Origin of the sequence: Pectobacterium quasiaquaticum, from assembly GCF_014946775.2 — a bacterium.
Lineage (GTDB): Bacteria > Pseudomonadota > Gammaproteobacteria > Enterobacterales > Enterobacteriaceae > Pectobacterium > Pectobacterium aquaticum.
This window is the reverse complement of sequence record NZ_CP065177.1, coordinates 2,697,383-2,711,894: the sequence shown is the minus strand read 5'-3', so window position 1 is coordinate 2,711,894 and position 14,512 is coordinate 2,697,383. Positions and strand designations below refer to the sequence as shown.

Here is a 14,512-nt window from a genome sequence, read left to right as displayed (position 1 = left end):
AACGAGGGAGATTAATCTCACCCGTTCCGCCCAAGGAAAATATTAGTTTCCAATTGCGATCCAATATATCGGATCGCTGTTAGGCGTACCGACACCGACATAGAATTCGCTTTTGCTAATAATGTATGCTGCAGTGACAGATCCATCCCATGGGGAGCTGGTTCGTTTTAATGTAGCGGTCAACGAAAAACACTGGGCAGGGAATGGAACAGAGAATACGTTCGTGCCTTCTGTTGATACGCCCCACTGAACGATCAATCCCCCCGGAAATTTTTGATAACCACTTTCACTTAAAAGTGCTTCCCCAAAACCGAGGTTTGCGGGAACCTCACAATATAAATACAATCAATAATTTCATGAGGTTATGTAATGCTGATTGGCTATGCGCGCGTGTCTACTACCGATCAAAATACAGATTTACAGAAAAAAGCACTGATTCGTGCAGAATGTGAGCTGATTTTTGAGGATACCGCGAGTGGGAAGAATGCACAGCGGCCGGGTCTGAAAAGGGCGATCAGGCGGCTACGGCGTGGTGATACGCTGATGGTGTGGAAGCTGGACAGGCTAGGGCGCAGCGTGCGTGATTTGATTGATCTAGGGTGTGTCCCTTAACTTAACAACCGCTTCAAAAATAACCTGATCGCCGCCAGTTTTAGCATACTCAGGTAGTTTCTGGCTGTTTTCTCCGAACGGGTAGCGATACGGCGATTTTCTTTGAGTATCGCAAAGCAACGCTCCACGACATTGCGTTTTTTGTACAGACTCGTATTGAGAGGCCGACGTCCGTCCTGACTGGCCTTCTCATTCGATTTAAACGGAATAACCGCTTTTATTCCTTTTATTTTCAAATAAATGCGAATACGTCTACTGGAGTAACCCTTATCCGCCAGTACTGCTTTCGGACGTGATTTCAGGTTCCCGCTTTTTCGGATAACCCCGACTCGGTTAAGCAAGCTTTCCGCATATCGGCTTTCGTGGGCTTGTCCACCGCTCAGGCAAAAACTCAGCGGTAATCCTGTGCCATCTGTCGCCAGATGGATTTTGGTGCCAAAGCCGCCGCGAGAGCGACCCAGCCCATGGTCCTCGTGTTCATCGGGATGTTTTTTTTCGCACCGGCCGCCGCTTTCAGGGCGCGAACGTTACTGCCATCCAGCGCGATAACATCCCAGTCAATCAGTGCTTTTTCATCCAAGAGTTGGAGTAATTTATTGAAAATACTGTTCATTACTCCGGCTTTAGACCACCGGTTAAAGCGGTTGTAAATGGTTTTCCATTGACCATAACGCTCTGGTAAATCCCGCCACGGCGCGCCGGAGCAAAGTACCCAAAATATGCCATTCATGACATGCCTGTGAGCAAAGTAAGGACGCCCGCCTCGGGAAGAGCCTCTTTCAGGCGGCAGCATAGGAGAAATCAGTGCCCATGCATCATCGGGAAAATCGTAACGAGCCAAATTGAAGCACTTTTTATGGTGAAATCATGCTCCTGATTGTACAAAAAATAGTTACGGGACACAGCCTAGTATCCGCATTACAGGCGAAAGGTATCCATTTTCGCAGCCTGACGGACAGCATTGATACCTCGACGCCCGCAGGTCGTTTTTTCTTTCATGTGATGAGCGCATTGGCAGAGATGGAACGTGAACTTATTGTCGAACGTACGCGGGCTGGCCTCGATGCAGCTCGGTTGCAAGGACGTATCGGGGGGCGCAAGCGACTGATGACGCCAGACGTGCTTTGTCGTGCCGAAGCAATGTTGGCGACAGGGGCCACGCGCCTTCAGGTGGCGAATGTCGTCGGTGTATCAGAGAAAACTATTTATAAATACTTTCCCGCGAGTAGGAGGAACGGTGTGCTTGTCACCGGATAACGTACAGCGCGATAGCAATTTCCTTTGTGCCAGAATCACCAGAACCCCACCAAACATGTTATTTTCATTGATAAGTTCTTTACTGTGTCGCCGAAAATAAGAGGCCAGCATGGATTACACCAAAATTATCAAAGAAGTGGGGCGCGGGAAAAATCATGCGCGTGATGTCGATCAGGCAACGGCTTATGAACTGTATAGCGCGATGCTGCGCGGTGACGTGCCGGAGCTGGAGCTTGGTGGGCTGCTGATTGCGTTTCGCATCAAAGGTGAATCGGAAGCCGAGATGTTGGGTTTTTATCAGGCGATGAACGAGCATGTGTTGCGCCTGACCCCGCCGGCGGGCTTTCCTATGCCTATCGTGCTTCCCAGCTATAACGGGGCGCGGAAGCAGGCAAACCTGACGCCACTGTTGGCACTGCTGTTGGCAAAATTGGGTTTTCCGGTCGTGGTTCACGGCGTCAGCGATGATCCAACCCGTGTCACCAGCGCGGAGATTTTGCGTAATCTCGGCGTGACAATTGCAGAAAATGCCGAACAGGCTCAGCGCGAGCTTGATAACGGTAGCCCAGTATTTATCCCTGTTTCGACGCTGTGTCCGGCTATCGATCGCCAGTTACAGCTGCGCTGGCGGATGGGGGTGCGTAATAGCAGCCACACGCTGGCTAAGGTCGCGACGCCGTTTGGTGAAAGCGACGCGCTGCGTGTCGCCAGCGTTTCCCATCCTGAATATGTTTCCCGCGTGGGGACGTTTTTTAATGACATCAACGGGCGCGCACTTCTGATGCACGGCACGGAAGGGGAGGTTTATGCCAACCCGCAGCGCTGCCCAGAAATTCATTTTATCCATCAGCAAAATACCAACGTGCTGCAGCTTCGGCAGGAGATCAGCGTCGCACCCGATGCATTGCCGATTGCGAAGGATGCGGCAACCACGGCACGCTGGACGGTACAGTGCCTGATGGGTGAAATTGCCATCCCGCAGGCGATCCGTCTGCAACTGGCGTGCTGTCTGGTTGCTGCCGGCGAAGCGGCGACAATGGAACAGGCTGTCGCCACGATTAAGAAACGCCTCGGCTGATTGGTTTGCTGGATCGGGTTCGGACGCGGTTTTCCGCGCCACTTCACGCAGCCAGGCGGCTGCCATTTGAAGAGAGAAGGAATAGCATGCAACAGGTAGCGGACTATTTTAACGCCTTGAATCGCGATTATCTTGCGGTTCATCAGGCGAAAGAAGAACTGTTTTGGCAACTGTATATGGGAACGGGCAACGATGAGGTGTCCGAGCGTTTCTCTGCCGCTGAAAGTGCCTACAAGCGCTTTATTTCACAGCCGCAGCGCCTGGCTGAGCTAAGAGCCCATCTTGCGACACTGGAAAATAGCCCGCGTGATGAACAACAGCAGGCGCTGTTGCACGGCTTGCAAGGCTGGTATCGGTTTTTTGACTGCAATGTGATTGAAGATCCACAGGCTCAGGCGCTGATGGATGAAATTATTGCCGCTGAAAGTGCGTTATACGCCAAGCGTAAATCCTATGAAATGACGCATCTCGATGCTAAGGGGGAACGTGTTTCCGCCTCACTTGGGGAACTGCTGACCAATCAGGCGACCAATGATACCGAAGCCTATCGTCAAAGTTCCCAGCAGGCGCTACGCGATCTCGAACAGTGGCTGTTGCAGAATGGCTTCCCCGAGCTGATTTCACTGCGCAACCGCTTCGCTCGCCAGATGGGTTACCGCAACTATTTTGACTATAAGGTCAATAAAACGGAGCGGATGACGCCGGAGCAGCTTTTTGCCATCCTCGATCCTTTTGAGGCACAGACCCGTGAAGCGAATGCCCGCAGCCTGAAAAATCTGGCGAACGAAAAGGGCGAAGAGGCCCTGCAGCCGTGGAATATTCGCTATGCCAGCGCGGGCGATGTGACGCGCCAGCTCGATCCCTATTTCCCTTTCTCAGCATCGCTGGAGCGCTGGATCAACAGCTTTAAGCGATTGCGCATTGGGTTTAACGGTGCAGAAATGCAGCTCGATTTGCTGGTACGCAAAGGTAAATACGAGAACGGTTTTATGCACGGCCCGGTGCCGCCGTTTGTGCAGGAAGGAAAATGGGTTCCGGCGCGGATTAATTTCACCAGTCTGGCAAAACCGGATCAAATCGGCAGCGGTGCCAGTGGTATTAATACGCTGTTCCATGAAGGTGGACACGCCGCGCATTTTGCCAATATTAAGCAGAATGCGCCCTGTTTTTCACAGGAGTTTCCTCCAACGTCGATGGCCTATGCCGAAACGCAGTCCATGTTTTGCGACAGCCTGCTGGGTGACGCTGACTGGTTAAAACGTTATGCAAAGAATACGCAGGGAGAAACGATTCCTGACGAATTAATCCGTGCGGATATCAGTACGCAGCAGCCAATGCGCGCTTTCAATGAGCGACACATCCTGCTGGTGCCGTATTTTGAGTGGCAACTCTATTCGTGGGACGACGAAGCGCGTACGCCAGAGGCGATGACGAAACTGGCGCGTGACACCGAGCAGCGTATTTTGGGCATTAGCGGTAGCCCACGCCCGACACTGGCGATCCCTCATCTGCTGTCTATGGAGTCAGCGTGCTCTTATCAGGGCTATCTGCTGGCGCTGATGGCGGTTGAGCAGACGCGCAGCTATTTCCTGCAACGTGACGGTTACCTGACGGATAACCCCGCTATCGGCCCTGATTTGGCACAGCACTATTGGCATCCGGGCAATAGCGTAAGTCACGACGATACGCTTCGTAGCCTGACCGGTGAGGGCTTCAATCCCGCTTATCTGGCGCAGGCCTGTAATCTAACGGTTGATGAAGCCTGGCAACAGGCAGAAGAGATGATGGCGAAGGCGGCAGCTCGTCCTCAGCCTGCTGCAGATTTCGATCTGTCTGCGCGTATTCGCGTGGTCGATGGTAGTCGTGTGCTGGCGGATAATGAACAGAGCGATGAGAAGATGTGCGAGGATTTTGCAGCGTTTATTGAGCGGGAATACTCACGCTCGCAGGCATAACGTTCGCTGATATCGCGAGTAAGAGAAAGGGGGCGAAAGCCCCCTTGTTGATCAAGATACGTGTTGCAGGAATTCACGCAGGCGATCGCTGGGTGGATTCGTAATTAGCGTTTCTGGATCGCCATCTTCTGCGATACGACCTTTATCAATAAAGATAAGGCGTGAAGCCACTTTATGGGCAAAGCCCACCTCGTGGGTGACGATGACCATCGTCATGCCTTCTTCGGCCAGATCTTTCATGACGGTTAGCACTTCATGACGCAGTTCCGGGTCGAGTGCCGATGTCGGCTCATCAAACAGCATTAGCTTCGGTTTAACCGCTAAAGCACGGGCGATAGCGACACGCTGCTGTTGACCACCGGAAAGCTCGGAAGGGTAGTGGTGGGCACGTTCTGACAGACCCACTTTCGCCAGTAATTCGAGCGCCAGCTTCTCTGCATCGGCTTTACTCGCGCCGCGAACCCGAATAGGGCCGAACGCGACGTTTTCCAGTGCGGTAAGATGCGGAAACAGATAAAACTGCTGGAATACCATCCCAGCTTCCTGACGGATCAAACGCTCGTCAACGCGCGGATCGTTCACTTTCAGGCCATCAACGAACAATTCACCGCTGGTAATTTCTTCCAGCTTGTTGATGCAGCGCAGCAGGGTGGATTTACCCGAGCCCGAAGGCCCGATGATGACCACAACTTCACCCTGACCGATGGTGAGATCGATATTGTGTAAGACCTGTGTCTTGCCAAAGTGTTTGGATACGTTTTTAAATTCAATCATATAATCTTAAGTCTTCTTTCCAGACGACGCAGAATAAAGCTGAGGATCAGCGTGATGCACAGGTAAATAATGGCAACCGCAGTCCAGATTTCCAGCGCACGGAAGTTGCCCGCGATGATTTCCTGACCTGAACGCGTGAGTTCAGCCACGCCGATGACAATAAACAGTGACGTATCTTTGATGCTGATAATCCACTGGTTACCCAGAGGCGGCAGCATGCGACGCAGGGCGAGTGGGGCAATCACATGGCGTAACGTCGCGCTACGAGACAGCCCAAGCGCCAGACCCGCTTCACGGAAACCGTTATGAATCGACAATACCGAGCCACGGGTGATTTCCGCGATGTAAGCACCAGAGTTAATCATGATGGTGACGACGGCGGCAGCAAAAGGGTCGATTCGTACGGATGTGAAAATCATCGGCAAGGCGAAGTAAATAAACATCACCTGCACAACAATCGGGGTGCCGCGAATAATTTCAATAAAAACGAGCGAAATGCGGCTGGAAAACCAGCCGCCGTAGGCGCGGGCAAAACCCGCGACTACGCCAATCACCAGGCCGCCAAGCAGACCCAGAACAGAAATCAACAACGTCATTTTTGCCCCTTCCATCAGGAGGGGCAGAGAAGGCCAAATGGCGCTCCAGTCAAACTGCATGGAATATCTCCAGATTAAATCGGCAATTACTTAGGTTCTACGCCAAACCACTTCTTGTAGATCTCAGCATAAGTGCCGTTTTCACGCAGTGTTTTCAGGGCGCCATTCACTTTTTCACGCAGCTCGTTGCTGCCTTTCGGGAACGCGATGCCGTATTGCTGGGCTTTAATGGAATCACCTACCGCTTTAAACTGGCCGTTGCCTGCGGTTTTGATGAAGTAGAGAATATTTGGTGTATCGTGCAGCACAGCGTCAGCACGGTTGGTGCCCAGTTCCATGTAGGCGTTGTCGATGTTCGGGAACTGGCGCAGATCTTTGGTTTTGATATTGGCTTTCGCGTAATCAACGGAACCCGTGCCGCTCTTCACTGCCAGCACTTTACCTGCCAAATCCTGCTCGCCTTTGATGTCGTTGTTGTCTGCTTTGACCATTACCAGCAGGCCGCTGTTGTAATAGCCATCAGAGAAATCGATTGCTTTTTTGCGCTCTTCAGTAATCGTAATGCCTGCGAGTGCCAAATCGATGTTACGCGTTTGCAGTGCAGGAATAATGCCGCCGAAGTCCATTGGCTTCAGGGTGTATTTCAGGTTGAGCTGCTTAGCGATAGCATCCCAGAGGTCGATGTCAAAGCCGACGTACTTGTCACCTTGTTTGAATTCAAAAGGGACGAAAGCGGTGTCGGTTGCGACAATCAGTTCTTTCTCAGCCGCATAGCTAGAAACACTCATCATTAGCGTCAGTGCAGCCAAAGAGGCCTTAAGTAGTGATTTCATCAAACCCTTCCTATTAGCAGTTGTGGGAGCTTTTTGTTTTACAGGCGTTTTAAGCATAGTACATCGTACGACAGTGAAACCTGAGTCAGTTACCCTGTAATGTGCTTAACCTGTTGCTTTATTTATTGCCCTGCCAGCGGTGAAACTTTCACCTCCGATTCGCTCAGGCAAGGCGCTGTTATGATTAACTGATTTACAGAAGGGAAACAACCGTTGATTAGCGTTATGGCCAATTAATACGGGCAAAAGCTAATTTTTTGAGCGTCTTAACGGATAAAATGCGTGGTTTATGCAGAGTAGACTAAAAAAAGAGCTGCTTGAGTGAGTGTGCGGGTGCTAAAAAGGCTGCCTAAGCAGCCGTGAAAGCGTTTACGAGACGAGATGTTGATTATTCGATGTTTGATTCAATGAACCACAGGAACTGATCCAGATCGCGTGATGCGGCGGTTAGAATATCTGCAGAGGCCTCATCTTCCGTTTTACCAATGGCTTTGCGTACGTTGTTAGCAACAATCGCATAGCGTTCGGCCAGCGCTTTAAGATGATCCTGAACGCTATGGATATTGGTTGGGTAGCTTTTCAGTGAGGTCTGTTTCCCCACGATTTGCACCGTACCCAGCGCAACACCGCCTATCTGCACCACGCGCTCGGCGATGGTATCCTGATGGTCAATAATCGAGGTGCGGAAGCCATCCAACATTTCATGGACGGCGATAAAGTTTGCGCCACGCATGTTCCAGTGCGCCTGTTTGGTAATCAACGACAGGTCGATGAAGTCAACAACCAGTTGGTTTAACAGCGCGATCGTCGAGGCCTTAACGCTATCATCCAAATTATTGCGAGTGTAAAGCAGTGCTGACGGTGCTGATTTCACGAGTTTGGCGGTAGACATAGTAGTTATCCTCTCTTTAATTATTGATAGTCTTGCTGTTCAATGTGATTAATTATAGCAGTGATAAAAATTAATATTGAAAAGAATCACCTATCAAATGGATAGCTATAGCATAACGACGGTGTGGGTATTTGTAGTCAGGGTTTATCTGATATCAATAATGTGCCTGCGGCGATGTCAGGGTAATATTTTAATTACCACTGAAACATAATATCATATATTGATAAATGTCATTACTGGCTAGGTGAAAATAGTTATTATTCTCCGCTATTGCTTAAATAGAATGACAGCGTCGTTTCTCTCTTAAAATATAGCGTGTGCGAGTAAAAGGAGTCGTGGTGAATGAGAGTGAATATTATTGGCACCAGTGGAAGTGGCAAATCGACGCTTGCTCGCTGTTTGTCGGAAAAGCTGGCTATACCGTACATTGAAATGGATGCTCTTTTTTGGCTCAAAGACTGGCAAGAACGGACGGATGCCGATTTTTTTCAACGGCTTGAAAGCGCGCTAGAACCTGACAACTGGGTGCTGGATGGCAACTATAATCGAACCCGTGAGATCAAATGGCGCAATGTTGATGTCGTGATTTGGGTCGATTACAGCTTTACCCGCACGCTTTTTCAGGCGGTACGGCGTGCCTATCTTCGTGCATGGCGCAAAGAGGAGCTCTGGAGCGGCACGGGTAATAAAGAGTCTTTTCTCCGCAGTTTCCTTAGTCGGGATTCAATTATCCTCTGGACAATAAAAACCTATTCAAGAAACCGGAAACGGTATTTGGCGGATTTAGCCGATCCTCGCTATCGCCATATCCGTTTTATTACTGTGCATTCTCCTCGGGAATGTGAAACTTTTCTGCAACACTTTCCCAAGGAAATACACACTCATTCGGCTTGAGTTGTTACTTTGGCTCCACCTGCAGGTTTTATTGTCAGCGTTGCGCCGATTGATGCGATGATAATAAAGATCAGCGCCATCCACTGAATAAACGATAAATGTTCGCCAAGAAAAAGAATCCCGGAGAGGGCGGCAATAGCGGGTTCCATACTCATCAGCGTGCTGAACGTTCTGGCGGGCAGACGGGTTAATGCCACCATTTCCAGAGAATAAGGAAGCGCGGTGGACAGGATGGCGACGGCAATACCGAGCGGGAGTATCGAGAGCGAGAACAGCGTGCTCTCAGCGTAATACGCACCAATAGGGCAGAAGATCAGCGCAGCAATGCAGGAGCCGATAGCGACGGTTCCCGGCCCGTGGTTTGCTCCCGCTTTTTGCCCAAACAGAATATAAAGTGCCCAACAGGCACCCGCGCCCACAGCGCAAGCCGCACCCGTTAAGTCAACATTGCCGATATTGTGTTCCAGCGGCAATAAGAACCATAGTCCGGCAATAGCCAGAAAAACCCACAGAAAATCAATCGATCTGCGTGAGGCTAACATCGCAACGGCAAGCGGACCGGTGAACTCCAGTGCGACAGCAATGCCGAGCGGCACCGTCTGCAATGAGAGGTAGAACAAGAAATTCATTCCGCCCAGTGTCATGCCATACACCAGCAGCGGCAGGCGGTTACTGCTAAAACGCATACGCCACGGTTTGAAGATGATGCACAGGATGATCGTACCAATTCCCAGACGCAGTGCCGTGACGCCAGTGGCGCCAATAAGTGGAAACAAACTTTTGGCCAGAGCGGCACCGCTTTGGATAGAAAGCATCGAGATAATGATGAGCAATACAGGGATAAATGATGATGAGCGATGGGAAAATGAGGTCATTCTTTTGGCCTTAAAACAGATATGACATTCCGTTGCTATTATATCCAATTGTAAACAATTTGTCTGGCATGAATTGACTTTTATTGACCTTTATTTACGCATCATTTAACTGGTTTATTTTCGCCCAATACGAATAGCATACAAACTGAGCGGAGAATTAAGAATTATCTGCTTTGTCGTTCTGCTGTGAATTTATTTTCAATCTAACTGTCACAATGAAAAACTCAATGTAATTATGGTGATAGGTTGATTTTGACAATATTTGTTACATCTAAAGCCTAATTGATAAATATTTATAGGGCGGCAATTCTCGAATTTATTTGTTATATTTGCCCCGTTAGTGAGTCTTTCATAAAATGAATTCGAGGCTGTAAATATGAAAAAAATCGCGTGTCTTTCCGCTCTGGCTTGTGTATTAGCCGTTGGCGCAGGTTCTGCATTTGCTGGTGAAAGTACTGTAACTGCAGGTTATGCTCAAGGTGATGCTCAGGGCGTACAAAATAAAGTTAAAGGCTTTAACCTGAAATATCGTTACGAACAAGATAATAACCCACTGGGCGTTATTGGTTCATTCACCTACCTGGAAAAAAATGGTAGCGATGGCAGCGACTACAATAAAGGCCAATACATGGGCTTCACTGCGGGTCCTGCTTACCGTTTGAATGACTGGGCAAGCCTGTACGGCGTTGTTGGTTTCAGCCACGGTAAAGTAACGAATAACGCGACCAACGGCCTGAACAACAGCAGTAATGACGATTACGGCTTCACCTACGGTGCGGGCGTTCAGTTCAACCCAATGCAGGACGTTGCGCTGGATGTGGGTTACGAACAAAGCCGTATCCGTAGTGTTGACGTTGGTGCCTGGGCTGTTGGCGTAGGTTACCGCTTCTAATCTAACCCTGTCTGGGGTGTTTACCCTCAGCGTTGGTTGTTAGATGTGTCGGAAGAATCCGCTCTTTTTAGGGCGGATTTTTTTATGGCTGTTTGTCTAAATCAGCGATGAGTTTCATCAGTTATTTATCCAGTCACTTTCCAGTCGGTTGATATCCGAATGCGCTTATCGACATTGATCAAATTCATGCAGTATCGGTCTGTCATAAGATTTTATCTTGACGTTAAGATTCTTTATGTGAAGATAATGTTCATCAAGTCATAGTGATTTACTCAAGCTATTGAGGTTATACATGGCAGTGACATCAACGGCCCGCACGCGGGCTTTTCTGTTCTTCACAATTATCCTGCTGGGGCTGAATTTACGTCCTGTTCTGGCGGGGATTGGCCCATTGCTGGATCAGATTCAGTCTGCAACGGGTCTGGATGACAGCATGGCGGGGATGCTAACCACGCTCCCAGTGTTCGCGATGGGGTGGTGTGCGTTATATGGCGGTCAGTTGCAGGCGCGTCTTGGTGAATATCGGGGGATCACGCTGGGCATCGTGGTGATTGCCTTAGCGTGTAGTGCTCGCTGGTGGCTAAATAGCGGTATTGCGCTGCTGGTTAGCGCTGCGCTTGCCGGAATCGGGATTGCTTTGATTCAGGCGCTGGTGCCGTCGTTTATCAAGCTCCATTTTGGTCGCCACAGCAGTCTCCTCATGGGTTTTTATACCACGGCGATTATGACCGGTGCGGCGTTTGCGGCTTCATCGGTTTCTCCGCTGGCAAATGTGTGGGGCTGGCAAAGTGCGCTGGCCTGCTGGGGAATGGTGGCGCTGGTGGCTGCGGTGGCCTGGCGGTGTATCCCTAAAGCGTATACCGTGAAACAGGATGCGGTGGCTGTCGTAGCAACGCGCCGAAGCGGAATGGATTGGCTGCTGATGGTGTTCTTCGGCATTGGTACGGGGGCGTATACGCTGGTGCTGGCATGGCTGCCGCCGTATTACATTCAATTGGGGTTAGATGCGACGCAAAGCGGCCTGATGTTGGGCGGGTTAACGCTGACGGAAGTGATTTCCGGCCTGTTGGTATCAACGTTCATCAACCGTTTTCCTGACCGGCGCAAACTGCTGCTTCCTATCCTGAGCGTGATGCTGGTGGGGATGATTGGGTTGATTGTGGCGCCGCTGACGTTCACTTATCCCATTATTATTATGCTGGGCGTTGGTATAGGTGCGCTGTTCCCGCTATCGCTCATTGTGGCGTTGGATCAGGTGACCGAATCACATAAAACCGGTTCACTGATGGGCTTTGTGCAGGGCGGTGGCTACATCCTCGCCAGCCTGATGCCTTTGCTGGCTGGTTTCATTCGTCAGCATACGGCGGGTTTGGAACAGGCCTGGATGATCATGACTGTCGGTGTTGTCGTGTTGATGATCATGGCGACCCGTTTTGCTCCGGTGAAGAGCCCGAGTCGCTAAGCGGTTTGTTGTGTTGTCAGCGAGCGGAAATCCGCTCGCTATCATTAATTTGTCGGTGGACGATAGCGCCATAGCCAGCGCCCGCTCATCAGGCGACGGTAATAGAAGAACCCACGAACAATCCAGTCAAAGAACATCCCCATCCACACGCCGATCACGCCAAAACCGAGCATCACGCCGAGGATATATCCTGCGATGACCCGACATCCCCACATGCCTGCCATTGCCACCCACATGGTGTAGCTGGCGTCCTTCGCGCCTTTTAGACCAGCAGGGAGCACCCAGGACGCCGCCCAGATCGGCATAAATAGTGCATTGAGCCACAGGAGATGTTTTGCGACTTCGATAACTTCCGGCTCATTGGTGTAAAACGATGCCAAAAAGCTGGCACTTGGCACCGACAGGACGGCAAGTACGCACAGCCCGATATTGGACAGCCAGAAGATGTGTTTCAACTGGCGGGTGGACTGCATGATTTGGCCTTTCCCCAGCCGTGTGCCAACGATAATGGTGGCGGCCGCACCGAGTGAATTACCGGGAAGGTTGATCAGCGTTGAGATGGAGAAAGCAATAAAGTTTCCGGCAATGACCTCGGTTCCCATATCTGCCACAAAACGCTGGGTGATCAGCTTGCCGATGTTAAACATAACGGATTCAATGCTGGCGGGAATACCGATACTGAGCACTTCATAAAGGATCGACAGGGTAAAAGGCGCAAAGTAAGACTTGAAGGGAATGCGCAGCGCACCGTTAAAACCGTGCATTAGCGTCAGAATCACGAATACCGCGCCGATATAGCGCGAAATGGTAATACCAATGCCCGCGCCAACAAAGCCAAGGCCATCCCAGGCAAATGCCCCGTAAATCAGTAGGCTACTGATACCAATATTGAGAATATTCATCCCAATGTTGATGACCATAGGCAATTTGGTATTGCCTGCGCCCCGCAACGCACCACAGCCTACCAGCGCGATGGCGACAGCAGGATATCCCCATACCGTCCAGCGAAGGAACGTGAGGGCAAGTGCTTTAACCTGTACGTCGGCCTGTCCTGCGATCAGATCGATAATCGCTGAGCCGGCGAATTCAACCAGAGCGACCAACAGAAACGATGACAGAACCAGTAATGACATTGACTGACGAGCGGCCGATCGTGCCTGCTTTCTGTTACGTTGTCCCAGGCTGAACGCGACAACAACGGCGGTCCCTAATGCGACAGCGGTAAAGAACGCGATGATAACCATATTGAAGCTATCAGCCAGGCCGACGGCTGCCATGGCCTCTTTCCCTAGCCAACTGACCAGGAAGGTGCTGAAAACCCCCATCAACACGACGCAAAGGCCTTCAATAAAGATGGGAAAGGCGAGCGGTGAGATTTCTCTCCAGAAGAGAACGCGGTTGGAGTAACGCTTTTTATACCAGTCGGTATCTTTTAATTTTTTCATGAAACGATCTTGGCGGTATCTCAAGTTTCCCAGTCGGCACGGTAAACAGAGCCACAAGGTGGCTCGCAAATAGCATTATTTTTGCACAGTACTTATGTATACAGTGACTTATCCATACTGTTGTTGATCCATTTTGTACGATCGCGGCAGCATGGTTGTTTTTTAAAATAGCGTTTCTGTTTACAGAGTATCAGCCGCTAAATCGATGTCCAGTCTGGATTGCTTTCTCCGCGCGGAAAGTTGTTGCACGTGCCCATTATTTAATTTAGATTCTACTTAATTAGATTTATCTAAACTAATGGTGACACGCAAACGATCAGCGATATCACCTTCCTTGCTGACTGAATACCACGTTGAACGATGCATGATGACGGGGTTCAGCGGCTCAAAAAGAGGATTATGATCATGCCAACGCCACTTGCTATCTCACCCGCTCAGGCTCGTAAATTGTTAGATGAAGGTGCGGTGCTCATTGATATTCGCCAGCCGGAAGAATATGCCCGCGAGCATATCGCACAGGCAAGGTTGCACCCGCTGAATTCCTCTGCTGGGTATGTCCTTCCTGATGATAACAAAGAAGGACAGGTTGTGATTTTCCATTGTTTGTCTGGCATGCGCTCGGAACAGAATGCTGACTTGCTGGCACAGACAGTTTCACCCGCAACGGTATTTCTTCTGGAAGGGGGTATGATCGCATGGAAAAAGGCGGGATTTCCGACGGAAGTGAATCGTAAGCAGCCGATTGAACTCATGCGGCAGGTTCAAATCGTCGCTGGCGTCTTTATTCTGGGTGGTATATTACTGGGTTACAGCGTAAACAGCGCTTTCTTCCTGCTTTCTGGTTTTGTAGGAGCAGGGCTGCTGTTTGCAGGGATCACGGGTTTTTGTGGCATGGCAAGACTGTTGATGAAAATGCCGTGGAACCGTGGCGCCAAACGCTGATGTGC

14 protein-coding genes and 2 pseudogenes are annotated in these 14,512 nt (G+C 50.3%); 8 read left to right on the top strand and 8 right to left on the bottom strand.

What is annotated here, in order from left to right:
* Window positions 1-42: 42 nt before the first annotated feature.
* Complete coding sequence (locus IG609_RS20630) at window positions 43-258, bottom strand: gp53-like domain-containing protein (protein ID WP_431041445.1); 216 nt, start codon at window positions 256-258, stop codon at window positions 43-45.
* 111 nt (window positions 259-369) lie between these two features.
* Here IG609_RS20630 and IG609_RS12425 point away from each other — a divergent pair.
* Window positions 370-597: pseudogene (locus IG609_RS12425) on the top strand (recombinase family protein); the annotation flags it as partial.
* Between the two features lie 11 nt (window positions 598-608).
* On the opposite strand, the gene IG609_RS12420 reads toward IG609_RS12425, so the two are convergent.
* Window positions 609-1,453, bottom strand: a protein-coding gene (locus IG609_RS12420; protein ID WP_250116837.1) for an IS5 family transposase whose coding sequence is annotated in 2 segments (ribosomal slippage) — window positions 609-1,108 and window positions 1,108-1,453 — 846 coding nt in all. Because the reading frame shifts where the segments join, the coding sequence is not laid out codon by codon here.
* Window positions 1,454-1,515: 62 nt separating this feature from the next.
* On the opposite strand from IG609_RS12420, the pseudogene IG609_RS12415 reads away from it, so the two are divergent.
* The 3 genes and pseudogenes from IG609_RS12415 to IG609_RS12405 all read left to right on the top strand — a co-directional run.
* Window positions 1,516-1,869: pseudogene (locus IG609_RS12415) on the top strand (recombinase family protein); the annotation flags it as partial.
* 109 nt (window positions 1,870-1,978) lie between these two features.
* Entirely contained in the window at window positions 1,979-2,947 is a 969-nt protein-coding gene (gene ybiB, locus IG609_RS12410; protein ID WP_193400565.1) for a DNA-binding protein YbiB, read from the top strand.
* Between the two features lie 86 nt (window positions 2,948-3,033).
* Window positions 3,034-4,902, top strand: a complete 1,869-nt coding sequence (locus tag IG609_RS12405) for a M3 family metallopeptidase (RefSeq protein WP_193400567.1) — start codon at window positions 3,034-3,036, stop codon at window positions 4,900-4,902.
* Window positions 4,903-4,953: 51 nt separating this feature from the next.
* Here the strand turns inward: IG609_RS12405 and glnQ are convergent, their stop codons facing one another.
* From glnQ to dps, 4 genes are all read right to left on the bottom strand, one after another.
* Complete coding sequence (gene glnQ, locus IG609_RS12400) at window positions 4,954-5,676, bottom strand: glutamine ABC transporter ATP-binding protein GlnQ (RefSeq protein ID WP_193400569.1); 723 nt, start codon at window positions 5,674-5,676, stop codon at window positions 4,954-4,956.
* Complete coding sequence (gene glnP / locus IG609_RS12395) at window positions 5,673-6,332, bottom strand: glutamine ABC transporter permease GlnP (protein WP_010294864.1); 660 nt, start codon at window positions 6,330-6,332, stop codon at window positions 5,673-5,675. Before glnP ends, glnQ begins: the two co-directional genes overlap by 4 nt.
* A 26-nt stretch (window positions 6,333-6,358) precedes the next feature.
* Window positions 6,359-7,105, bottom strand: a complete 747-nt coding sequence (glnH, locus tag IG609_RS12390; protein ID WP_010294862.1) for a glutamine ABC transporter substrate-binding protein GlnH — start codon at window positions 7,103-7,105, stop codon at window positions 6,359-6,361.
* 388 nt (window positions 7,106-7,493) lie between these two features.
* Window positions 7,494-7,997 carry a DNA starvation/stationary phase protection protein Dps gene (gene dps, locus IG609_RS12385; RefSeq protein ID WP_193397154.1) on the bottom strand — a complete coding sequence of 168 codons (504 nt, stop codon included), beginning with the start codon at window positions 7,995-7,997 and terminating at the stop codon, window positions 7,494-7,496.
* Between the two features lie 342 nt (window positions 7,998-8,339).
* Between dps and IG609_RS12380 the strand changes: the two genes are divergently transcribed.
* On the top strand, window positions 8,340-8,891 hold the full coding sequence (locus tag IG609_RS12380) for a P-loop NTPase family protein (RefSeq protein WP_193399914.1): 552 nt from the start codon (window positions 8,340-8,342) through the stop codon (window positions 8,889-8,891).
* On the opposite strand, the gene rhtA is transcribed toward IG609_RS12380, so the two are convergent.
* Window positions 8,879-9,766 carry a threonine/homoserine exporter RhtA gene (gene rhtA / locus IG609_RS12375; RefSeq protein ID WP_193399913.1) on the bottom strand — a complete coding sequence of 296 codons (888 nt, stop codon included), beginning with the start codon at window positions 9,764-9,766 and terminating at the stop codon, window positions 8,879-8,881. The two genes, IG609_RS12380 and rhtA, sit on opposite strands and share 13 nt — an antisense overlap.
* Before the next feature lie 376 nt (window positions 9,767-10,142).
* Here rhtA and ompX point away from each other — a divergent pair, with 376 nt between their 5' ends.
* Window positions 10,143-10,658, top strand: coding sequence for an outer membrane protein OmpX (gene ompX, locus IG609_RS12370; protein WP_193397152.1), 516 nt, complete (start codon window positions 10,143-10,145; stop codon window positions 10,656-10,658).
* Window positions 10,659-10,950: 292 nt separating this feature from the next.
* Entirely contained in the window at window positions 10,951-12,120 is a 1,170-nt protein-coding gene (locus IG609_RS12365) for an MFS transporter (RefSeq protein WP_193397151.1), read from the top strand.
* Window positions 12,121-12,164: 44 nt separating this feature from the next.
* Here the strand turns inward: IG609_RS12365 and IG609_RS12360 are convergent, their stop codons facing one another.
* Window positions 12,165-13,565 (bottom strand): EmmdR/YeeO family multidrug/toxin efflux MATE transporter, encoded by a 1,401-nt coding sequence (locus tag IG609_RS12360; RefSeq protein WP_014914979.1) that lies wholly within the window; start codon window positions 13,563-13,565, stop codon window positions 12,165-12,167.
* Between the two features lie 405 nt (window positions 13,566-13,970).
* Here IG609_RS12360 and IG609_RS12355 point away from each other — a divergent pair, with 405 nt between their 5' ends.
* Window positions 13,971-14,507, top strand: coding sequence for a rhodanese family protein (locus IG609_RS12355; protein WP_284070726.1), 537 nt, complete (start codon window positions 13,971-13,973; stop codon window positions 14,505-14,507).
* Window positions 14,508-14,512 lie beyond the last annotated feature (5 nt).